At 71.6% G+C, this 19,491-nt stretch carries 20 protein-coding genes and 1 pseudogene; 17 read left to right on the plus strand and 4 right to left on the minus strand.

From position 1 onward, the window contains the following. Window positions 1-220 precede the first annotated feature (220 nt). The 11 genes from AC5P09_RS38755 to AC5P09_RS38805 all read left to right on the plus strand — a co-directional run bounded on the left by AC5P09_RS38755 (window position 221) and on the right by AC5P09_RS38805 (window position 9,742). A complete protein-coding gene (locus AC5P09_RS38755; RefSeq protein ID WP_493878392.1) occupies window positions 221-508 on the plus strand; it encodes an ArsR family transcriptional regulator in 288 nt (95 codons plus the stop codon). Between the two features lie 67 nt (window positions 509-575). Next, the gene (locus AC5P09_RS38760; RefSeq protein WP_493878393.1) at window positions 576-1,538 is read left to right on the plus strand and encodes an SMP-30/gluconolactonase/LRE family protein; all 963 of its coding nucleotides are present in this window, start codon (window positions 576-578) and stop codon (window positions 1,536-1,538) included. Between the two features lie 165 nt (window positions 1,539-1,703). Next, window positions 1,704-2,159 carry a fluoride efflux transporter CrcB gene (crcB, locus tag AC5P09_RS38765; RefSeq protein ID WP_493878394.1) on the plus strand — a complete coding sequence of 152 codons (456 nt, stop codon included), beginning with the start codon at window positions 1,704-1,706 and terminating at the stop codon, window positions 2,157-2,159. Continuing rightward, window positions 2,156-2,536, plus strand: a complete 381-nt coding sequence (locus AC5P09_RS38770; RefSeq protein WP_493878395.1) for a DUF190 domain-containing protein — start codon at window positions 2,156-2,158, stop codon at window positions 2,534-2,536. Before crcB (AC5P09_RS38765) ends, AC5P09_RS38770 begins: the two co-directional genes overlap by 4 nt. Continuing rightward, window positions 2,533-2,907 (plus strand): fluoride efflux transporter CrcB, encoded by a 375-nt coding sequence (crcB, locus tag AC5P09_RS38775; protein WP_493878396.1) that lies wholly within the window; start codon window positions 2,533-2,535, stop codon window positions 2,905-2,907. The genes AC5P09_RS38770 and crcB (AC5P09_RS38775) overlap by 4 nt, the downstream gene beginning before the upstream one ends. A 107-nt stretch (window positions 2,908-3,014) precedes the next feature. After that, window positions 3,015-3,851 carry an undecaprenyl-diphosphate phosphatase gene (locus AC5P09_RS38780; RefSeq protein ID WP_329343866.1) on the plus strand — a complete coding sequence of 279 codons (837 nt, stop codon included), beginning with the start codon at window positions 3,015-3,017 and terminating at the stop codon, window positions 3,849-3,851. Between the two features lie 175 nt (window positions 3,852-4,026). Continuing rightward, window positions 4,027-4,704: a FadR/GntR family transcriptional regulator gene (locus tag AC5P09_RS38785; RefSeq protein WP_493878434.1), complete on the plus strand. Its 678-nt coding sequence runs from the start codon at window positions 4,027-4,029 to the stop codon at window positions 4,702-4,704. Then, a complete protein-coding gene (locus tag AC5P09_RS38790) occupies window positions 4,701-6,155 on the plus strand; it encodes an amino acid permease (protein WP_493878397.1) in 1,455 nt (484 codons plus the stop codon). The genes AC5P09_RS38785 and AC5P09_RS38790 overlap by 4 nt, the downstream gene beginning before the upstream one ends. A gap of 32 nt (window positions 6,156-6,187) precedes the next feature. Further along, entirely contained in the window at window positions 6,188-7,204 is a 1,017-nt protein-coding gene (locus AC5P09_RS38795) for an asparaginase (RefSeq protein WP_493878435.1), read from the plus strand. A gap of 158 nt (window positions 7,205-7,362) precedes the next feature. Next, window positions 7,363-8,772 (plus strand): aspartate ammonia-lyase, encoded by a 1,410-nt coding sequence (gene aspA / locus AC5P09_RS38800; RefSeq protein ID WP_493878398.1) that lies wholly within the window; start codon window positions 7,363-7,365, stop codon window positions 8,770-8,772. A 46-nt stretch (window positions 8,773-8,818) separates the two neighbouring features. After that, window positions 8,819-9,742, plus strand: a complete 924-nt coding sequence (locus AC5P09_RS38805) for a glutaminase (RefSeq protein WP_493878399.1) — start codon at window positions 8,819-8,821, stop codon at window positions 9,740-9,742. A gap of 36 nt (window positions 9,743-9,778) precedes the next feature. Here AC5P09_RS38805 and AC5P09_RS38810 read toward each other — a convergent pair whose 3' ends face one another. Continuing rightward, window positions 9,779-10,549, minus strand: coding sequence for an alpha/beta fold hydrolase (locus tag AC5P09_RS38810; protein WP_493878400.1), 771 nt, complete (start codon window positions 10,547-10,549; stop codon window positions 9,779-9,781). Window positions 10,550-10,711: 162 nt separating this feature from the next. On the opposite strand from AC5P09_RS38810, the gene mptB reads away from it, so the two are divergent. Both mptB and AC5P09_RS38820 read left to right on the plus strand, forming a co-directional pair. Continuing rightward, the gene (gene mptB / locus AC5P09_RS38815; RefSeq protein WP_493878401.1) at window positions 10,712-12,106 is read left to right on the plus strand and encodes a polyprenol phosphomannose-dependent alpha 1,6 mannosyltransferase MptB; all 1,395 of its coding nucleotides are present in this window, start codon (window positions 10,712-10,714) and stop codon (window positions 12,104-12,106) included. A 217-nt stretch (window positions 12,107-12,323) separates the two neighbouring features. Next, a pseudogene (locus tag AC5P09_RS38820) lies at window positions 12,324-12,917 on the plus strand (glycosyltransferase family 87 protein); the annotation flags it as partial. A gap of 272 nt (window positions 12,918-13,189) precedes the next feature. Here the strand turns inward: AC5P09_RS38820 and AC5P09_RS38825 are convergent. From AC5P09_RS38825 to AC5P09_RS38835, 3 genes are all read right to left on the minus strand, one after another. After that, window positions 13,190-14,377 carry a D-alanyl-D-alanine carboxypeptidase family protein gene (locus AC5P09_RS38825; protein WP_493878402.1) on the minus strand — a complete coding sequence of 396 codons (1,188 nt, stop codon included), beginning with the start codon at window positions 14,375-14,377 and terminating at the stop codon, window positions 13,190-13,192. A gap of 146 nt (window positions 14,378-14,523) precedes the next feature. Beyond that, window positions 14,524-15,666 (minus strand): transcription termination factor Rho, encoded by a 1,143-nt coding sequence (gene rho / locus AC5P09_RS38830; RefSeq protein ID WP_493878403.1) that lies wholly within the window; start codon window positions 15,664-15,666, stop codon window positions 14,524-14,526. Between the two features lie 304 nt (window positions 15,667-15,970). Next, a complete protein-coding gene (locus AC5P09_RS38835) occupies window positions 15,971-16,798 on the minus strand; it encodes a class I SAM-dependent methyltransferase (RefSeq protein WP_493878404.1) in 828 nt (275 codons plus the stop codon). A gap of 109 nt (window positions 16,799-16,907) precedes the next feature. On the opposite strand from AC5P09_RS38835, the gene AC5P09_RS38840 reads away from it, so the two are divergent. From AC5P09_RS38840 to AC5P09_RS38855, 4 genes are read left to right on the plus strand one after another with little or no spacing between them, the layout of a single operon-like run. Next, window positions 16,908-17,627: a nuclear transport factor 2 family protein gene (locus tag AC5P09_RS38840; protein ID WP_493878405.1), complete on the plus strand. Its 720-nt coding sequence runs from the start codon at window positions 16,908-16,910 to the stop codon at window positions 17,625-17,627. Beyond that, window positions 17,624-17,905 (plus strand): YciI family protein, encoded by a 282-nt coding sequence (locus AC5P09_RS38845; protein ID WP_493878406.1) that lies wholly within the window; start codon window positions 17,624-17,626, stop codon window positions 17,903-17,905. The genes AC5P09_RS38840 and AC5P09_RS38845 overlap by 4 nt, the downstream gene beginning before the upstream one ends. Next, complete coding sequence (locus tag AC5P09_RS38850; protein WP_493878407.1) at window positions 17,902-19,164, plus strand: RNA polymerase sigma factor; 1,263 nt, start codon at window positions 17,902-17,904, stop codon at window positions 19,162-19,164. The genes AC5P09_RS38845 and AC5P09_RS38850 overlap by 4 nt, the downstream gene beginning before the upstream one ends. Before the next feature lie 51 nt (window positions 19,165-19,215). After that, window positions 19,216-19,383 carry a hypothetical protein gene (locus AC5P09_RS38855; protein WP_493878408.1) on the plus strand — a complete coding sequence of 56 codons (168 nt, stop codon included), beginning with the start codon at window positions 19,216-19,218 and terminating at the stop codon, window positions 19,381-19,383. Window positions 19,384-19,491: the final 108 nt, after the last annotated feature.

A 19,491-nucleotide genomic window follows, 5' to 3' on the forward strand; every position in this document is an offset into this window, starting at 1 on the left:
AGCCAGGGCGCCGATCATCACACGATCGAGCTAACTCGACCTCGTGCACGCTTCACGGCGAACAGTTGGAACCCCCGCCGGACGCACCCCGCGCACCGAACGACCTTGCTTCACAAGGGAGTTTGCTACCGGACAAGGTTGCGGAGTCCCGTACGCGAGGGCATTGGCTGCGCCACAGTGGGAAGACGCTGTACTAGGAGCCCGGACGGAGGGGAACGCGATGCTGAGGACTCCCACCGGCGAGAGGCGCCTGGACATCCTGGAATGGCTGAAGGACCCGGCCGCGCACTTCCCGCCGCAGCGGCACGGCGATCCTGTGGCGGACGGGGTGACCGCCGACGCCGTCGCCGAGAAACTCGGAGTGCCCCGCGCCCTCGCCGAGACCCACCTCCACCTGCTCGCGGACATCGGCCTGCTGCGCACCAGGCGGATCCGGCGCCGCACCCACTACCGGCGCGACGAGGTACGGATCGCCGAGGTGGCACGCATGTTCGAGAAGGGTTGGTAGGCGCCGGGCCGGCGCGGGTACACGCCTGCGAGGAGGATCGTCCTCCGGCAGCGAAGGGCAGGCGCGCATGAACCGTCCCACGGCTCTGGTTCCCCGCCACTACGTCGCGATCGGCGGCCGCGGCCCCGAGGACGTGGTGGCCGACGCCCGCGGCCGGGTGCTGACCGGCGTCGAGGACGGCCGGATCCTGCGCCTGGAGGGCCTGACAGACCCCGGCGCGACCCACGTCGAGGTGCTCACCAGGACCGGCGGCAGGCCACTGGGCCTCCACCTCCTCCCCGACGACGCCCTGTTGGTGTGCGACGCGGAACGCGGACTGCTGGGGGTGGACCTCACCGACGGCACGGTACGGGTGATCGCCGACTCGGTGGCGGGGGAGCGGCTGCGGTTCTGCAGCAACGTGGTCGCCCTGTCCGACGGAACCGTGTACTTCACCGTCTCCAGCCGCCGCTACCCCTTGGAGGAGTGGATCGGCGACCTCGTCGAGCGCACCGGCACCGGCCGGCTGCTGCGCCTGGCCCCGGGCAGTGACGAGCCCGAAGTCCTGCTGGAGGGGCTGCAGTTCGCCAACGGCCTCGCCCCGAGCGCCGACGAGACGTTCCTGGTCGTCGCCGAGACGGGCGCCTACCGGCTGACCCGCTACTGGCTCACCGGTCCGAAGGCGGGCCGCGGCGAACCCTTCGTCGAGAACCTCCCGGGCATGCCCGACAACCTCTGGCGCGGCGCACCGGACTCCCCGATCTGGGTCTCGCTGGCCGGACCCCGCGTCCCGCCCCTGGACCTGCTGCACCGCGGCACCCCCGACGTCCGCCGCACCGCCGCCCGCATCGCCGTGCGCGCGCCCTTCCGCCCCTCCGGCACGACCGGCGTCCTCGCGGTCGACGACCAGGGCGAGATCGTCCACCACCTCACCCGCCGCCGCTCCGGTTTCCGCATGGTCACCAGCGTCTGCGAGAGCGCCGGCCACCTGATCCTGGGCAGCCTGTGGGAGTCCGGCGTGGCCGTCTGCGAGGCGCCGAGCACGAAGTGACCCGGGCGCACCCCGGGGTTAACCTGTTTCCCAGCCGCGATCACCTCGCGGCGCGGCGGTGGGGCCCGCCGTACCCGAACCGCGGCTCAGGTGCCGCCAACGGTCCCTACTTGCGATGGAGCACGCCCGCATGCCAGGGCCCCGGCGAGTAGGAGACGTACGACCATGACAGCCCAGGAGACCGACAGCCTCCGCGTCCCCGCCCCCCGACAGCCCGCCTGGCGCGGCCAGGCGCCGGTCGTCGCGGTGGTCGCGCTCGGCGGTGCCCTGGGCGCCACCGCCCGGTACGTGGCCGCTCTGTGGTGGCCCGCCCAGCCGGGCGGGTTCCCCTGGGCGACCTTCTGGACCAATGTCGTCGGCTGTGCCGTGATCGGCGTGTTCATGGTGATCATCACCGACGTGTGGGCCGCCCACCGGCTCGTCCGCCCGTTCTTCGGCACCGGTGTGCTCGGCGGCTTCACCACCTTCTCGACGTACGCGGTCGACTTCCAGAAGCTGGTCGACTCCGGCCATCCCCGCACCGGGCTGGCGTACCTCTTCGCGACCCTGCTCGCGGCGCTCACGGCGGTGTGGCTGGCGGTCGCGGCCACCCGGCGGGTCCTGAAGTGGAGGCAGTCATGACGAGGCTGACCGGCCGCGCCCTGCGCGTCACCGTCTTCGTCGGCGAGCACGACAGCTGGCACCACAAGCCCCTCTACAGCGAGATCGTGCACCGCGCCCACACGGCCGGCCTCGCGGGCGCCAGCGTCTTCCGCGGCATCGAGGGCTTCGGCGCCTCCTCCCTGATCCACACCTCCCGGCTGCTGTCGCTGAGCGAGGACCTGCCGGTGGCCGTCGTGATCGTGGACGACGAGGAGCGCGTACGGGCGTTCCTGCCGCAGCTCGACGAACTCGTCACCGAAGGACTGGTGATCCTCGACGACTGTGAGGTCATCAGGTACGTCGGACGGGAGAACGAAAAGGGCATTCCGGGCGCGAAGGGTAAGAACTCGTTGTGAACTGGCTGCTGGTCGTCGCGGGTGCCATGGCCGGTGCCCCGCTGCGCTACCTGACCGACCGGGCGGTGCAGTCCCGGCACGACTCGGTCTTCCCCTGGGGCACCTTCGCGGTGAACGTCACCGGCTGTCTGATCCTCGGCGTGCTGACCGGCGCGGCCGCCTCGGGAGCCGCCGGTTCCCACCTCCAGCTGCTCCTGGGCACTGGCCTGTGCGGGGCGTTGACGACGTACTCGACCTTCTCGTACGAGACCCTCCGGCTGGCCGAGGCCGGGGCGGGGTTCTATGCCGCCGTCAACGCGATCGGCAGCGTGGCCGCCGGTCTGGGGGCCGCCTTCGTGGGCGTGGCGGTGGCGCAGGCGGTGTGGGCGTAGGGCACTCGGGTCGCGATTGTGTGCGGCTCGGCTCTCGTCTGCGTGTAGTAAGACGGAGCTCGCCGTACCCAGCCACCCCCTGTGTCCCTTGAGCAGAACTGGATCCCATGAGCGTCATCAGCGTCGGTCAGGCCGTCGTCCTCGGAGCCGTCGAGGGGGTGACCGAGTTCCTGCCCGTCTCCTCCACGGGCCATCTGAAGATCGTCGAGGGGCTCATGGGCATCCCGGTCGACGAGGACTCCGTCGTCGGGTTCTCGGCCGTGATCCAGGTCGGGGCGATCGCCGCCGTGTTCGTGTACTTCTTCAAGGACATCGTGCGGATCGTCTCGGCGTGGGGCCGCGGGCTGGTCGACAAGGAGGAGCGGTACCACCACGACTACAAGTTCGCCTGGTGGGTGATCTGCGCGACCGTCCCGATCGTGGCCGTGGGCCTGGCCGCCAAGCCGCTCATCGAAGGGCCGCTCGCCTCGCTGTGGGTGGTGGCGGGCTCGCTGATCGTCGGCAGCGGGGTGATGTGGGCGGCGGACCAGATGGGCCGGCACAAGCGCGGGGAGGACGACACCTCGTTCAAGGACGCCATGCTGGTGGGCAGTTCACAGATCCTCGCCCTGCTCTTCCCGGGCTTCTCCCGCTCCGGTGCCACCATGTCCACGGCGCTGATCCTGGACCTCGACCGTGTGGCCGCCACCCGGCTGTCGTTCTTCCTCGGCATCCCCGCCCTGACCGGGGCCGGCCTGTACGAACTCAAGGACGCCCTGGGGACCGGCGTGGGCGCGGCGCCGCTCGCCGTCGGGACCCTCGTCTCGTTCGGCGTGGCCTACGCGTCCATCGCCTGGCTGCTGAAGTTCATCGCCAAGCACTCCTTCAACGCCTTCGTGATCTACCGGATCGTCGTGGGTGTGCTGCTCTTCGGGCTGCTGGGCACGGGCGCGCTGAGCAGCTGACCTTCCGCGGGAGCGGTAGCCGCCCCGGTGGGGTGTGAGGTCTCTTTCAGGCCTCACACCCCGTGAATTTCTTGTTTCAGCCGCCTTGACAGAGACCTCACGCCCCCGGAGTATCACTCCCGTGAACCTGTCAGACAGCCAGACAGCCAGTCAGGGCCCGCGACGCGTCAGCGCCATGGAAGCGGTGCTCGGGCATCTGCGCGGCGCCATCGAGCGCGGCGACTACGCGATCGGCGACAAGCTCCCCTCCGAGGCGGAGCTGTGCCGCACCCTCGAGGTCTCCCGCCCCGTGCTGCGTGAGGCCCTCAGGGCCCTGCAGACCATGGGGCTGACGGTCTCCAAGACCGGCAAGGGCACCTTCGTGGTCGCGAGTGCCGTTGAGGACCCCACCTTCGGCGACTACGCGGCCAGCGACCTGCTGGAGGTGCGCCGCCACGTCGAGATCCCGGTCGCCGGGTACGCGGCCCGGCGCCGCACCCCGGAGAACCTGGATCACCTGGCCCACCTCCTGGACCGGATGGAGCGGGAGACCGACACCACCGCCTGGGTCGCGATGGACACCCTGTTCCACCTCGGCGTGGCCGAGGCCGCCCAGAACCCGGTCTTCCGCCGGGTCATCGAGGAGATCCGCGACGCACTGGCCCGCCAGTCCGCGTTCCTCAACGAACTGGGCGGCCGGCGGGAACAGTCCAACCGCGAGCACCGGGCGATCGTCGAGGCGCTGATCGACGGTTCCGAGACCGACGCGGTGGAGGCCATGTCCCACCACCTCGACCGCGTCGAGACGACCCTCACCGACATCGTGCGTTCCCCGCGCACGGACACCCCCACGGAAGGCGGACCCGAGGCGTGAGCGAGCAGCACCTCCAAGAGGCGACACCCGGGGCGACCCGCAAACACACCGCGCACGTCGACGCCGGAGACGCGGGCTACAGCAAGTCCCTGAAGTCCCGGCACGTCAACATGATCGCCATCGGCGGGGCCATCGGCACCGGCCTCTTCCTCGGCGCCGGCGGCCGCCTCGCCGACGCCGGGCCCTCCCTCTTCATCGCCTACGCGGTCTGCGGCATCTTCGCCTTCCTCGTCGTCCGTGCCCTCGGCGAACTCGTCCTGTACCGCCCGTCCTCCGGCGCCTTCGTGTCGTACGCCCGGGAGTTCCTCGGCGAGAAGGGCGCGTACACCGCGGGCTGGATGTACTTCCTCAACTGGGCCACCACCGGCATCGCCGACATCACCGCGGTGGCCACCTACACCCACTACTGGGGCATGTTCTCCGACGTCCCGCAGTGGGTGATCGCACTGATCGCGCTCGCCGTGGTCCTCACCGTGAACCTGATCTCGGTGAAGATCTTCGGCGAACTGGAGTTCTGGTTCGCCATCGTCAAGGTCAGCGCGCTGGTCATCTTCATGTGTATCGGCATCTTCCTGCTGGTCACGCAGCACCCGGTGGACGGCACCACCCCCGGCCCCTCCCTGATCACCGACCACGGCGGCGTCTTCCCCAACGGCCTGCTGCCCATGCTGCTGATCATCCAGGGCGTCGTCTTCGCCTACGCCTCCGTCGAGCTGGTCGGCGTCACGGCGGGCGAGACCGAGAACCCCGAGAAGATCATGCCGAAGGCGATCAACTCGATCATGTGGCGCGTGGGCATCTTCTACGTCGGCTCGGTCGTCCTGCTGTCGATGCTGCTGCCGTGGAACACGTACACGTCCGGCGAGAGCCCCTTCGTGACCGTGCTGTCCAACATCGGCATCCCGGCGGCGGGCGGCGTGATGAACCTGGTCGTCCTCACCGCGGCCATGTCCTCGCTCAACTCCGGCCTGTACTCCACCGGCCGCATCCTGCGCTCCATGGCGATGTCCGGCTCCGCGCCCAAGTTCACGTCGGTGATGAGCCGCAGCAAGGTCCCGTACGGCGGCATCCTGCTCACCAGCGCCTTCTGCGTCCTGGGCGTCGGCCTCAACTTCGTCGTCCCCGCCGACGCGTTCGAGATCGTGCTCAACTTCGCCGCGATCGGCATCCTCTCCACCTGGGGCATGATCATGATCTGCCACCTGATGTTCTGGCAGAAGTCCCAGAAGGGCGAACTCGCCCGCCCCGGCTACCGGTTGCCTGGCTCCCCCTGGACCGAACTCGTGACGCTGGCCTTCCTCGCCTCCGTCCTCGTCCTCATGTACGCCGACGGCGGCGCCGGCCGCACCACCGTGCTGTGCCTCCCGCTGATCGTCGGGGCGCTGGTCGTCGGATGGTTCGCCATCCGCCGCCGTACCGCGCGCACGTCCACCACCGGAGCCGACGCGTGAGGCACGCGCCGCTCCCCGAGAAGCAGGCAGTGATGTACAGCAGCTCTGTTGCGGACGCACCCCTGATCCGCGAACCCCTCCACGCTCCCGTCGCCCACCTCATACGCGGCGGGGTCGTCGAGGGCATCCACTACGGTTCCGTCGTCGTCCTCGACGCCGACGGCCACGTCCACTTCCAGCTCGGCGACATCGAGGCCGCGTTCCACCCCCGCTCGGCCCTCAAGCCCGTCCAGGCCGTCGCCATGGTCCGGGCGGGGCTCCCGCTCGACGGCGAGCTGCTCTCGCTCGCCGCGGCCAGCCACTCCGGCGAGGAACGCCACCTCGCCGGCACCCGGCGCATCCTGGAGCTCGCCGGACTCACCGAGGACCATCTGCGCAACGTCCCCGACCTGCCCTTCGACCCCGTCGTCCGGGACGACTGGGTCCGGGACGGCAGGATGCCCTCCCGGCTCGCCCAGAACTGCTCCGGCAAGCACGCCGCCATGCTGTACGTCAGCCGGCTCAACGGCTGGTCCCTGGACGACTACCTCGACCCCGGGCACCCGCTCCAGCAGGCGATCGCCGAGATCGTCGAGGACCTCACCGGGCAGCGCATCGCCCAGGTGACCGTCGACGGCTGCGGCGCGCCCCTGTTCTCCATCTCCCTGAACGGCCTCGCCCGGGCCGTCGCCCGCATCACCACCGCCGCGCCCGGCACCCCGGAGGCGCGGGTCGCCGACGCGATGCGCGAGCACGCCGAGATGGCGTCCGGTTCCGGCCGGGACGTCGCCGCGCAGATGCGGGCCGTGCCGGGGCTGCTCGCCAAGGACGGCTTCGAGGGCGTGCACGTCGCTGCGCTGGCTGATGGCCGAGCGGTTGCCGTGAAGATCGCTGACGGGGCGAATCGGGCGCGGGTTCCGGTGGCTGCGGCTGCCCTCGCCCGGGCCGGCGTTGACCCGTCGCTGCTCGCGGAGTTTGCGGGGGAACCCCTGCTCGGCGGCGGCGAACCGGTCGGCTGCGTACGGCCGGTGCGGGCGCTGGACCCGGTCACGCTGTCGGCCTGCGCCTGACGGCAGCAGGCCGGCTGAGCGACGTAGGGGTGCTGTGTTCTGCCGGCTGCGGGTGTGCCGTGGCTGGTCGCGCCCACGCGGCGGAGCCGCATGTCGATACAGCCCCGCGCCCCTTGGGGCGCTCACCCTCACCCCTCAGAAAGAGGAACCGAACCCTCATGACCGCAGTCACCCGCAGCGAGCACGACCTCCTCGGCGACCGTGACGTCCCCGCCGACGCGTACTGGGGCATCCACACCCTGCGCGCCACCGAGAACTTCCCCATCACCGGCACCCGGATCTCCGCCTACCCGCACCTGATCGACGCCCTCGTCGCCGTCAAGGAGGCCGCCGCCCTTGCCAACGAAGAGCTCGGGCTGCTGGAGCCGAGGAAGGCCGCCGCGATCGTCGAGGCGTGCCGGGAGATACGTGACGGCAAGCTGCACGACCAGTTCGTCGTCGACGTCATCCAGGGCGGCGCCGGCACCTCGACGAACATGAACGCCAACGAGGTCGTCGCGAACCGGGCGTTGGAACTGCTCGGGTACGCCAAGGGGGAGTACCGGCACCTGCACCCCAACGAGGACGTCAACCTCGGCCAGTCCACCAATGACGTCTACCCGACCGCCGTCAAGATCGCGACGGTCTTCGCGGTACGTGGACTGCTCGAGGCGATGTCCGTACTGCAGGACGCCTACGCGCGCAAGGCCGTCGAGTTCCGCGAGGTTCTCAAGATGGGCCGTACACAGTTGCAGGACGCGGTGCCCATGACGCTGGGCCAGGAGTTCTCCGCATACGCCGTCATGATGGACGAGGACCGCAGCCGTCTCGCCGAGGCAGTCGAGTTGATCCATGAGATCAACCTGGGCGCCACGGCCATCGGCACCGGCCTCAACGCCCCCGCCGGATACGCCGAGTCGGTCCGCCGTCATCTCGCCGAGATCACCGGCCTCCAGCTGGTCACCGCCGCCAACCTGGTCGAAGCCACCCAGGACTGCGGCGCGTTCGTCCAGATGTCCGGCGTGCTCAAGCGGATCGCCGTCAAGCTGTCGAAGAGCTGCAACGACCTGCGGCTGCTGTCCTCCGGGCCGCGCGCGGGCCTCGGTGAGATCAACCTGCCGCCGGTGCAGGCCGGTTCGAGCATCATGCCCGGCAAGGTCAACCCGGTGATCCCCGAGGTCGTCAACCAGGTCGCCTTCGAGGTCATCGGCAACGACGTCACCATCACCATGGCCGCCGAGGCCGGACAGCTTCAGCTGAACGCCTTCGAGCCGATCATCCTGCACTCCCTGTCGGAGTCCATCACCCACCTCAGGGCCGCCTGCCTCACCCTCGCCGAACGCTGCGTCGACGGCATCACCGCCAACACCGAGGCGCTGCGCGCGAGCGTGGAGAACTCCATCGGCCTGGTCACCGCCCTCAACCCGCACATCGGCTACACGGCGGCCACCGACATCGCCAAGGAGGCCCTCGTCACTGGTCGTGGCGTGGCCGAACTCGTCCTGGAGAAGGGCCTGTTGCCCGCGGACACCCTTGCCGACCTGCTGCGGCCGGAGATCGTGGCGGGCACCGGCTCACCCCTGGCCTGAGCCGCGGGACGCGCACCAGGACCGGCCCGGAGGCACAATAGCGATCATGACTTCCGCCATGACCTTCCAGCCGGTCCTGGAACGCATCGCCCACGAGATCGGCCGCACGCCCGGCCACGGCCGGCCCGCCGACTACATCCCGGCGCTGGCGGCCTGCGATCCGCGCAGCTTCGGCATGGCCGTCGCGGAGCTGGACGGCACGGTGTACGGAGTCGGGGACTGGCGCGAGCCGTTCTCCACGCAGTCCATCACCAAGGTCTTCACCCTCGCCCTCGACCTGGCCCGCGAGGGCGACGAACTCTGGGAGCACGTGGGCCGCGAGCCCTCCGGCAACCCCTTCAACTCGCTCATCCAGCTGGAGTACGAGAACGGCATCCCGCGCAACCCGTTCATCAACGCGGGCGCGCTCGTCGTCACCGACCGCCTCCAGACCCGTACCGGAGACGCGGCCGGCGAACTGCTGACCTTCCTGCGCTCGGAGTCCGGCAACCCCACCCTGGACTTCGACAAGGAGGTCGCCGCCTCCGAGGCCGCCCACGGCGACCGCAACGCCGCCCTCGCCCACTTCATGGCGTCGTACGGCAACATCGACAACCCCGTCCCGGTCCTGCTCGACCAGTACTTCCGCCAGTGCTCGGTCACCGCCTCCTGCGCCGACCTCGCCCTCGCCACCACCTTCCTGGCCCGGCACGGCATCCGCGCCGACGGCACCCGGCTGCTCACCCAGAGCCAGGCCAAGCAGGTCAACGCGGTGATGCTGACGTGCGGGACGTACGACGCGGCGGGCGAGTTCGCCTACCGGGTGGGCCTGCCCGGCAAGAGCGGCGTGGGCGGCGGCATCATCGCGGTGGTGCCGGGGCGGTGCACGTTGTGCGTGTGGGGTCCGGGACTGGACGAGCGGGGGAACTCGGTGTCGGGCGTGGCGGCCCTCGACCGCTTCACCACGCTGACCGGGGTGTCGGTGTTCTGAGCGTTCCGAGCACGCTGAGGGTTCCGAGCGGGCTGCTCAGCCGAGGAACTCCTCCAACATCGGCAGCAGTAGAGACGTCCTCCCCATGAGGGCCATGTGCGTGGTGCCGGGCAGCACGGCCAGCCGGGCCCCGGGGATCAGCCGCTGCATCTCGGCGGCGTGCTCCACGCGGACGAAGTCCGTGTCGCCGATGACCAGCAGGGTGGGCGCGTCCAGTGCCCGCAGGTCGTCGGCGGTCCAGGGCAGCGGGCCGTGCGCGGCGACCGAGCACTTGGCGATGAAGTCCTCGAAGTGCTCCGGTCGGGGCGCGACCGCCGCGTAGGCGTCGGCCATCTCCTTGAAGTCGGCCTCGGACGGCAGCAGCGGCGAGTCGGCGGCGGGGTCGAGGATCTGCTCGTGGTACCCGTCCTGGGTGTACTGGGTGGAGGCGAGCACGAGCCGTCCGACGCGTTCGGGGTGGCGAACGGCGACCTCCAGGGCGGTCAGTCCGCCGAGGCTGAAGCCGAGGAAGTCGGCCTGCTCGATGCCGAGTTCGTCCAACAGGGCCACCACGTCACGGGCCAGGTTCGGCACCGTGATCGCACGGTCGATGTCGGCGGTGTGCCCGTGGCCCTGCAGTTCGGGAGCCACGATGTGCCGGGCGGCGGACAGGGCGGGCAGCACGGCCCCGAAGGCGAGGCCGACCGTGAGGACACCGCCGTGCAGCAGCACCAGGGGGCGCCCGGTGTCGCGGGCGGTGCCGTGCGTCTCGTAGTACATGGTGAGGCCGTCGACCTCGGCGTACGCGGCGTTGCTCGGCATGGTCATCACGTCCGGTCTGTGGGAATCGGGTACCAGGTAGACCGGCGGGCCGTGCGGAACTCATCGGTTCCGTCGGGAGCACACGCCGGTCACACGCAGTCCGCCGCCAGGAGAGTCCCGCGTCGTTTTCCGGCCACTCGGCGTTGACACGCTTCCCGAGTGTTGGCCATGGCTTTCCCCGTCGATCTCCGCCGCTGCCAGGTGCTCGGTCTGGCTGGAACCGCCTGTCTCGCGGCAGGAGGCGAGACCGCAGGCGCCCTGCCCGTGCGGGAACTGCTCTCCCCGTCCTCCGTCCATGCCGCGCTCGGCCTGGTGGGCGTGTACTTCGGCCTCGTCCTGCTGATCGCCGCCTGGGCCCTGCTGGGACGGCTGGTCCGCGGCCCCGAGCCGCCGAGCCCGCGCGCGCTGATGGTGGTGCTCGCGGTCTGGGCGGCCCCTCTGCTGGTCGCGCCGCCGCTGTTCAGCCGTGACGTGTACAGCTACCTCGCGCAGGGCGCCATGGTGGATGCGCACATCGACGTCTACGCACACGGCCCCGCGCAGCTCGGCGGGCCGCTCGCGGACGAGGTCTCCCCGCTGTGGCGGCACACCGGAGCGCCGTACGGCCCGGTCTTCCTCGGCCTCGCCTCCGCGCTGTCCGGGCTGACCCGGGGCGAGCTCCCCGCCGGCCTCGTCGGCATGCGCCTCGTCGCCCTGCTCGGCGTCGGCCTGATGGCGGCCGCGCTGCCCCGCCTCGCCCGGCACAGCGGCGCGGATCCGGCCGCGGCACTCTGGCTCGGTGCCCTCAACCCGCTGGTCCTGCTGCACCTGGTCGCGGGCGCCCACAACGACGCCATCATGCTCGGCCTGCTGGGCCTCGGCCTGGTCGCGGCACTGGGCCGGTGGCCGGTCCTGGGCGCCGTGCTCGTCACACTCGCCGCCCTGGTCAAGGCACCCGCCGTCCTCGGGCTCGCCGCGGTCGTCGTGCTTCAGGTGCGCGCCGGCCGGAGCCCGGCGCGGGCCGTGGTGACGACCGTCGTCGCGGCCGCGGCCACCACGGCCGCCGCGACGGCGGCCGCCGGGACCGGATACGGCTGGATAGGCGCCCTCAATACCCCCGTCTCCCCGCAGAACTGGGCCCTCACCAGCCTTCTCGGCCGCGCGACTCGCGCCGTTCTGGAGCGGCTCGGCAGCGACCTGGCACCGCTGGCCGTACCGGTGTGGCACACCCTGGGCATCGTGGCCGCGGTGGTCGCCATCCTCGCCATATGGCTGCGGCTGCGGCTGCGGCCCGTGTACGCGCTCGGCCTGAGCCTGCTGGCGGTGGCCGCGCTCGGTCCGGCGATCCGTCCCTGGTACGCCCTGTGGGGGCTGTTCCTCATCGCCGCCGCCGCGCCCAGCACGTCGGTACGGCACCGGGTGGCGGCCGTGACCGGGGTGCTCGCGCTCGCCGCCCTGCCGAGCGGCGGTGCCGCGGACGCCGGGCAGCTGGTCCTGGCCGTCTCGGGCGGCGTACTCGCCGTGGTCGTCCTGTGGCAGGCCCACCAGGCGGAGCTGGCCCCGGCGTCGGGACGTACGGCATGAGACTGCCCCGCCCTCGTCCCCGCACCGACCGCGGCCGGCTGCTGCTCGTGCGTTCACGGCGACCGTGCCGCTGCTGCGCGACTGGTTCGACCTGCGCGTCTACCACGGAGCCGTGGACAGCTGGGCCCACCACGGCGGACGGATCTACGACTACCGGGTGCCCGGCACGCCGTACGGCTTCACCTATCCGCCGTTCGCGGCGGTCGCCATGCTGCCGATGGCGCTGCTCCCGCTGCGCGCCGCGATCGCCGTCGCCCTGCTGCTCAATCTGGCCGCCCTGGCGGTGGTGCTGCGCATCCTCGTCGGAGCGGACTGGCGGCGCTACGGCTGGTACGGCTGTGCCCTGGGCGTCTGCGCGCTCGCGCTGTTCGAACCGCTCCGTGACACCTTCAGCTTCGGCCAGGTGAACATCCTGCTGCTGGCCCTGGTGCTCGCCGACGCCCGGCTGCTCGCCACCGGCCCAGGCCGCTGGGCGGGGATCGGGATCGGTCTCGCCTCGGCGGTGAAGCTCACTCCGTTGATCTTCATCGGCCTGCTGCTGCTCGCCCGGCGCCGGCGGGCCGCCGCGCTCGCCACGGCCGTCACCGCGGCGGCGACGGCGCTCGCGGCCTGCGTGGCGCCCGACGCCTCACGCTTCTACTGGACCGAGGCGCTGTGGGACACGAACCGGGTGGGCCGTCTGGACTACGTCTCCAACCAGTCACTGCAGGGAATCCTGGCCAGGCTGGGCGAACCGGACCGCGCGGTGTGGGCGGGGGCGGTGCTGCTGGTGCTGTGCGTGTGGGCGATCCGCGCCCGCCGGGCGGTGGCCGCGGGGGAGTGGACGACCGCGTTCGCCCTCACCGGCCTGACCGCCTGCCTCGTCAGCCCGATCACCTGGGTGCACCACCTGGTCTGGCTGCTGCCGTCCTTCGCCGTGCTGGTCCGCGCCGGGCACCCGCGGCTCGCGGGCGCCCTGTACGCGGTGCTGTGCACGAGCGTGGTGTGGCTGTGGTTCGACGACGCGTCCGGCATCGACGGTTTCCTCGGCAGCAACACGTACACGTGGATCACGCTCGGCCTGCTGGTGTGGCTGCCGGTCGGTCAACTGCGCGCAGCCCGACCGCCCTTGAACCGCAGCACGAGTGCCATGACACCGGCACCCAGCCCGGCGGCGCCGGCGATCGCGCCCGTCTTCGGCCAGTCGGCCTCGCCCTCGGCCGGTGGCGTCACGGCCACGGCCACGGGCAGCGTGGCCGGTCCCGGTGGTGAACCGACCCGCGGCGCGTCCAGCGAGCCCACCGGATCGACTCGCCCGTCCGCGTCGAAACCCCAGTCGAGCAGTTCGCGGGCCTCCTCGTACACGGCGAAGCCGCCGCCCGCCTGAGGGTTCATCACCGTCACGACGAGCGTGCGCCCGCCCCGGCGGGCGGCGGCCACGAGCGTGTGGCCGGCCTTGCTGGTGTAGCCGTTCTTGATGCCGACCAGCCCCGGGTAGGGCTTCACGCCGTTCTCGCCCGACAGCAGCCGGTTGGTGTTCCGGATCTTGTACGACCATCCGCCGCCGCCCGGGAAACGTGCCTCGACCGTGCCGCAGTACCGCGCGAAGTCCGTGTTGCGCAGCCCCGCCCGGCCGAACACGGCGAGGTCGTATGCCGACGACACCTGGCCCGGCGTGTCGTACCCGTCGGGAGACAGCACGCGCGTGTCGCGGGCACCGAGGGAGCGGGCCTTGGCCTGCATGCGCGCGGCCGTGGAGCGCCAGCCGCCGCTCAGCTCGGTCAGCACGCGCACGGCGTCGTTGCCCGAGTTGAGGAACACCCCGCGCCACAGGTCGGCGACCCGGTACGTGCGCCCCTCGGCGACCCCGACCCGGCTGCTGCCGGACCCGATGCCTCTCAGTTCCTTCTCCCGGACCGTGTGCCGGATGCCGCCCGGGAGGACCGGCAGCACGGTGAGGGCGAACAGGGTCTTGAGCGTGCTGGCCGGCGGCAGCTTCCGGTGCGCGTGGTGCGCGGCCAGCACCTCACCGCTGCCGGCGTCGGCCACCAGCCACGACTTTGCGGAGACGTCCGGCACCTTGGGAGCCCCGGCCTGCGGCCGGACCTGCGTGCCGGGGCGGTACAGCAGGGAGGCATGCGGCGCCGCCGTCCGCAGCCCACCGGGTGCGCCGGGCGTACCGGGCTCCGCCCCGGCACGGGCCGCCGCAGCGGCCGGCGCGAGCGCGAGCAGGCCCGCCGCGCAGATCGCGCAGGTTGACGCAACAACCCGGGAAGTCAATCCGATTGTCATACCGCAAACGTAGAAACGGTCCGGTCCTGCACGGCGCTGCCCTGGCCGAGAGGGGGCTGCGAGCACCCGGATGCCACACGTGAGGCGGGCGATTCCGGGGGGTCGGTACGGCTCTCGGCCGGCGTGGTGCGTCAGCCGGCGTGGTGTCAGCCGACGGGCAGCGTCGGCACGATGCGCCGCAGGAAGGTCGCGTTGTCCGGGGTTTCGCGCATCCGCTCCAGCAGGGTTTCCGTGCTGGGCTGGCCGTCGCGGGTCTGCAGGGCGCGGCGCAGACCGCGTACCGCGGTCAACTCGGCGGCAGGGAGCAGGAGTTCCTCGCGGCGGGTGCCGGAGGGGTTGATCTCGACGGCCGGGAAGACGCGGCGGCTCGCGAGGTCGCGGCTCAGGCGCAGCTCCATGTTGCCGGTGCTCTTGAGCTCCTCGAAGTAGAAGTCGTCGGCGCGGGAACCGGTCTCCACCAGGGCGGTGGCGAGGATGGTGAGCGAGCCGCCCTCCTCGGCCAGCCGGGCGGCGCCGAAGAACCGCTTGGGGCCGATCAGCGCGGTCGCGTCGACGCCGCCGCTGAGGGTGCGGCCACCGGCGGCGGCCGCGTTGTTGTGGGCCCGGCACAGCCGGGTCAGGGAGTCGAGCAGGATGACGACGTCCTCGCCCGCCTCGACGAGCCGCTTGGCCCGCTCGATGACGAGTTCGGCGAGGGCGATGTGCTGCTTGGGCGCCTTGTCGAAGGTCGAGGCGTACACCTCCCCGCGCACGGAGCGCTGCATGTCGGTGACCTCCTCGGGGCGTTCGTCGAGCAGGACGACCATCAGCCGGGCCTCGGGGTGGTTGCCGGCCACGGCGGCCGCGATCTGCTGGAGAAGGACGGTCTTGCCGGTCTTGGGCGGGGCCACGATGAGCCCGCGCTGTCCCTTGCCGACGGGGGCGATCAGGTCGGCGACGCGGCCGGTGAGCCCGGCCGCCGGGTGTTCGAGGCGCAGCCGCTCCTGCGGGTGCAGCGGTGTCAGGTCGCGGAAGTGGCGCCGGCTGCGCTGCTGCTCGGCGGTGCGCCCGTTGATCCGGGCGACCTCCGTGAGCGCGCGCTGGGTGCCGCGTACGCCGTCGACGAGGTCTCCCTTGCGCAGGCCGTACTTGCGGATCAGCTGAGGAGGGACCTGGAGGTCGGTGGGCGAGGGCAGCAGGTCCAGGGGGCGCAGATGCCCCTTCCCGTGCGCGTCGATGTCGAGGACGCCGGTGGCGACCCGGGCCGGGGCCTGCTGCTGGACAGGGGCGTGTTCGAGTGTGGTGGTCATGAGGGGTGGTCCTTTCAAGGACGGAAGTGCGTTCGGCATTCGGGATGCGGAAGAAGGAAGGGGAGAAGCCGCGAGGGGAGGCGGAGCGAAGAACACGCCTCGGCGGCGGGAACAGCACCTCGGGTAGGGCGGAAGAGGCCCTCGACGAGGTGGTGCTGGGAAGCCGTCTGCGCCGACCGTGAGAACGGGGGGGGGCGGATCAGGCTGGTTGAAGAGGAACTGGCACCGGCGCCCGGAACGGGGCGTACACAAGTGCTAGCCGTAACGTACCACGCGATGCGCGCTCACGTCTGTGATTCGGGACTCAGCGCTTGGCCAGCAGTCCGTAGAGGAGGGGGATACGCGGCTCGGGCAGCCGCCACCATCCGGACGGCGTACGGACCATCTGCGGCCAGCGCTGCCAGGGCAGCTCGTCGCTCTCCCGAAGGCGCCGGACGGTCAGTCCCACCCCCGTCAACGCGCCGATGACCTCTCCTATTCCGTGCATCCACTCGTAGCTGTCGGTGGCGCCCTCGACGGCCGGACCGTCGGTGTAGGTGCGGGTCGCGTCCCGGTGGACGGGGCCGTCGCCGCCCAGGTAGTCGTGGCGCAGCAGCAGCTCGGGTCCCTCGCCGGGAGCCGGCTTGGGGCCCAGCGAGTTGAGCAGGGGATGGAACTCGACGATGTACAAACGGCCGCCCGGGCGCAGGAGTTGGGCCACCACGCCCGCCCAGCGCTCCAGGTCGGGCAGGTAGCACAGGGCGCCCTTGCCGGTGTAGACGACGTCGAACTGCCGTCCCTCCAGGGCCTCGACGGCGTCGTACACGTTCGCGCACACGTAGCCGACGTCGAGCCCCGCCTTCGCCGCGATGTCGTTCGCCGCCGTCACGGACGCCTCGGAGAAGTCGAGGCCGACGGCCCGGGCCCCGCGCCGGGCGAAGGCGAGCGTCTCGGTGCCGAGGTGGCACTGCAGATGGAGCACGTCCCGGCCGGTGAGCTCGCCGAGGTCGTCCCACTCGAAGGCGGCGAACCAGCGCTCGGGGTCGAGGTCCTGGTCGAGCCCGTAGAACCGGCTGGCGAGGTGGACGGGGGTACGGGCGTCCCAGTTCGCCTGGTTGACCCGCATCAGCCGCGCGTGCTCGTCGGTGGTCATGACGGTATCCAACCAACTCTCATGGCGTGTTGTCGCCAACGGCATGTCGATTCGGCCGGGTCCCGTTCGTCGGTGGGGTGTAGGAAGCTCTTGATGACCGGGAGGACCCATGAAGTACATGCTGCTCGTCTGCGGCGACGACACCGCTGACGCCTCGGGCATGACGCCCGTCGAGCCCTGGGTCGAGGAGCTCGGCGACCGCGGCGTACGGCTGCACGGCCACCGGCTGGCCCTGCCCTCCGACGCTGTCACCGTCCGGGTGCGCGACGGTGAGGTGCTGCGCACCGACGGGCCGTTCGCGGAGACGAAGGAGTACGTCGCCGGATTCGACGTCCTGGAGTGCGACAGCCTGGAGGAGGCCGTCGAGGCCGCCGCCAGGCATCCGGTGGCGGCCATCGGGGCCATGGAGGTCCGCCCGTTCTGGGAGGACGAGGACGCCGAGGGAGAGATCCGTCGGCTCGACGCCGAACTGACCGCGGCGGCCGCCGAGCGTGACGTCGACCGTCTGCTGGCCTGCTACGCGCCGGACGCCGAGACGTTCCCTCTCGCCACCGGCCACGAGCAGCACGGCATTGACGCCCTCCGTAAGGCGGTGGACGCCATGTTCGCGTCCGTCACCGGGCCCGTGACCCGCGAGGTGCTGGAGTTCCGCGTCCACGTCGACGAGAGCATCGCCTTCGGTCACGCTCTCGTCCGGATGCGCGCCACCCGTACGGACGGCGATCCACTGGACGAGGTGATGCGCGTGACCACCGGCTACCGCAACACCGGGCCGCGCTGGGTGATCGTCCACGAGCACGTGTCGGCGGCACTCGAAGGACGGCCGTGAAGTACGTGCTGTTCGTCTGTCTGCCGGCGGGTGACGAGGACGCGCGGCCCGGCAAGGGGACCACCGTGCGCCTGCGCCCGCCGGACGACGCGACCACCGTGCGCGTCCTGGGCGACGAAGTCCTGCTCAGCGACGGGCCGTTCACCGGCGGCGAGGAGTACGTGGCCGCGGTCGACCTGGTCGAGGCCGGCGACCTGGACGAGGCGATCGCGCTCGCCGCACAGCACTCCGCCCTCGTCGGCGGCGGTCCGGTGGAGGTGCGGCCGGTCTGGGAGTGAACGGGATCTCCGGGGCGGGCGGCGTCGAGGCAGCAGTCGCCGCCGCCTTCCGCGAGGAATGGGGCCAGATCCTTGCCACCCTGATCCGGGTGACCGGCGACTGGGACCTCGCCGAGGAGTGCGCACAGGACGCCTTCGCCCAGGCCCTGGACCGGTGGCGGCGCGACGGCGTACCGCGCCGCCCCGGCGCCTGGCTGACGACGACCGCCCGCAACCGCGCCCTGGACGTGCTGCGCCGCGAGGCGGTGGGAGCGGAGAAACTGAGGGAGGTGGTGGTGCCGGTGCGCAACGAACCGTCGTACGACGTCGAAGGCCACGACAGCGGTGTGGAGGACGACCGGCTGCGGCTGATCTTCACCTGCTGCCACCCAGCCCTGCCCATCGAGGCCCGGGTCGCGCTGACCCTGCGCACGCTCGCCGGACTCACCACACCGGAGATCGCGCACGCCTTCCTCGTCCCCGAGGCGACCATGGCGCAGCGCCTGGTGCGGGCCAAGCGGAAGATCCGCAACGCCGGCATTCCGTACCGGGTGCCGCCCGCCCATCTCCTGCCCGAACGCACGACCGGCGTGCTCGGCGTGCTCTACCTCCTGTTCAACGAGGGGTACGCGGCCACGTCCGGCGCCGATCGGGTCCGTGCCGACCTGTGCGCCGAGGCCATCCGGCTGGCCCGAGTCCTGGCCCGGCTCATGCCGGACGAGCCCGAGGTGCTCGGCCTGCTCGCGCTCCTGCTGCTGCACGACGCCCGCCGGGCCACGCGGGTGGACGCGGCCGGTGATCCGGTGAGCCCGGAGGACCAGGACCGTACGGCGTGGAACCGGGCGGAGGCCGAGGAGGGCGTGGCCCTGCTGGAGACCACCCTGCGGCGCGGCCGGCCCGGCCCGTACCAGATCCAGGCCGCCATCGCCGCCTGCCACACCACCGCTCCCACCGCGGCGGACACCGACTGGGCCGACATCGCGGGGCTGTACGGCGAACTGGAACGGTTCGTGCCGTCGGCCGTGATCCGCCTCAACCGTGCGTTCGCCGTCGGCATGGCCGAGGGACCGGAGGCGGGCCTCGCGCTGGTGGCCGGGCTGGAACGCGAGGGCGAACTGGCCGACTACCACCTGCTCTGCGCCACCCGAGCCGACCTGCTGCGCCGCGCCGGGCGCCAGGGGGAGGCCGCCGAGGCCTACGAGCGGGCACTGGAGCTCGTGGAGAACGACGCCGAGCGGAGGTTCCTGGAGCGGCGGCTCGCGGAGTGTCGATCCGCGTAGGAGCCGTTCGTCGGTGGGGTGACCTGCTCACACCGGCTGCCGGAGGTTCCGATGACCGCCCCCGTACGACCGCCTCGCACCCGTAGGATCCGGCAGTTCCTGGCCCCGCTGCTCCCCGGCCGCCGGGCCGCCCGGCCGCGGGCACCCGCCGACCGCGGCCCGTACGACGGACCGGGCACCCCCGATGTCTGGCTGGCGGGGCTCCGGCTGGGCGGCTGAACGTTGTGATGTGAGTCACCAAAGGGCTACGGTGAAGTCGCTTGGAGTACTTCGCCGGGCGGCGCGTCGAACAGCGGCACGCGACCCGGCCCGTCTCCGGGTGAGGGA

The sequence above is a fragment of the Streptomyces sp. a15 genome (genome assembly GCF_059026085.1).

Bases quoted from the DNA above. Each gene is read 5' to 3' on its own strand.
- AC5P09_RS38755 (WP_493878392.1), top strand. From the start codon at position 221: ATGCTGAGGACTCCCACCGGCGAGAGGCGCCTGGACATCCTGGAATGG.
- AC5P09_RS38760 (WP_493878393.1), top strand. From the start codon at position 576: ATGAACCGTCCCACGGCTCTGGTTCCCCGCCACTACGTCGCGATCGGC.
- crcB (WP_493878394.1), top strand. From the start codon at position 1,704: ATGACAGCCCAGGAGACCGACAGCCTCCGCGTCCCCGCCCCCCGACAG.
- AC5P09_RS38770 (WP_493878395.1), top strand. From the start codon at position 2,156: ATGACGAGGCTGACCGGCCGCGCCCTGCGCGTCACCGTCTTCGTCGGC.
- AC5P09_RS38780 (WP_329343866.1), top strand. From the start codon at position 3,015: ATGAGCGTCATCAGCGTCGGTCAGGCCGTCGTCCTCGGAGCCGTCGAG.
- AC5P09_RS38785 (WP_493878434.1), top strand. From the start codon at position 4,027: ATGGAAGCGGTGCTCGGGCATCTGCGCGGCGCCATCGAGCGCGGCGAC.
- AC5P09_RS38795 (WP_493878435.1), top strand. From the start codon at position 6,188: ATGTACAGCAGCTCTGTTGCGGACGCACCCCTGATCCGCGAACCCCTC.
- aspA (WP_493878398.1), top strand. From the start codon at position 7,363: ATGACCGCAGTCACCCGCAGCGAGCACGACCTCCTCGGCGACCGTGAC.
- AC5P09_RS38805 (WP_493878399.1), top strand. From the start codon at position 8,819: ATGACTTCCGCCATGACCTTCCAGCCGGTCCTGGAACGCATCGCCCAC.
- AC5P09_RS38810 (WP_493878400.1), bottom strand. From the start codon at position 10,549: ATGACCATGCCGAGCAACGCCGCGTACGCCGAGGTCGACGGCCTCACC.
- mptB (WP_493878401.1), top strand. From the start codon at position 10,712: ATGGCTTTCCCCGTCGATCTCCGCCGCTGCCAGGTGCTCGGTCTGGCT.
- AC5P09_RS38825 (WP_493878402.1), bottom strand. From the start codon at position 14,377: ATGACAATCGGATTGACTTCCCGGGTTGTTGCGTCAACCTGCGCGATC.
- rho (WP_493878403.1), bottom strand. From the start codon at position 15,666: ATGACCACCACACTCGAACACGCCCCTGTCCAGCAGCAGGCCCCGGCC.
- AC5P09_RS38835 (WP_493878404.1), bottom strand. From the start codon at position 16,798: ATGACCACCGACGAGCACGCGCGGCTGATGCGGGTCAACCAGGCGAAC.
- AC5P09_RS38840 (WP_493878405.1), top strand. From the start codon at position 16,908: ATGAAGTACATGCTGCTCGTCTGCGGCGACGACACCGCTGACGCCTCG.
- AC5P09_RS38855 (WP_493878408.1), top strand. From the start codon at position 19,216: ATGACCGCCCCCGTACGACCGCCTCGCACCCGTAGGATCCGGCAGTTC.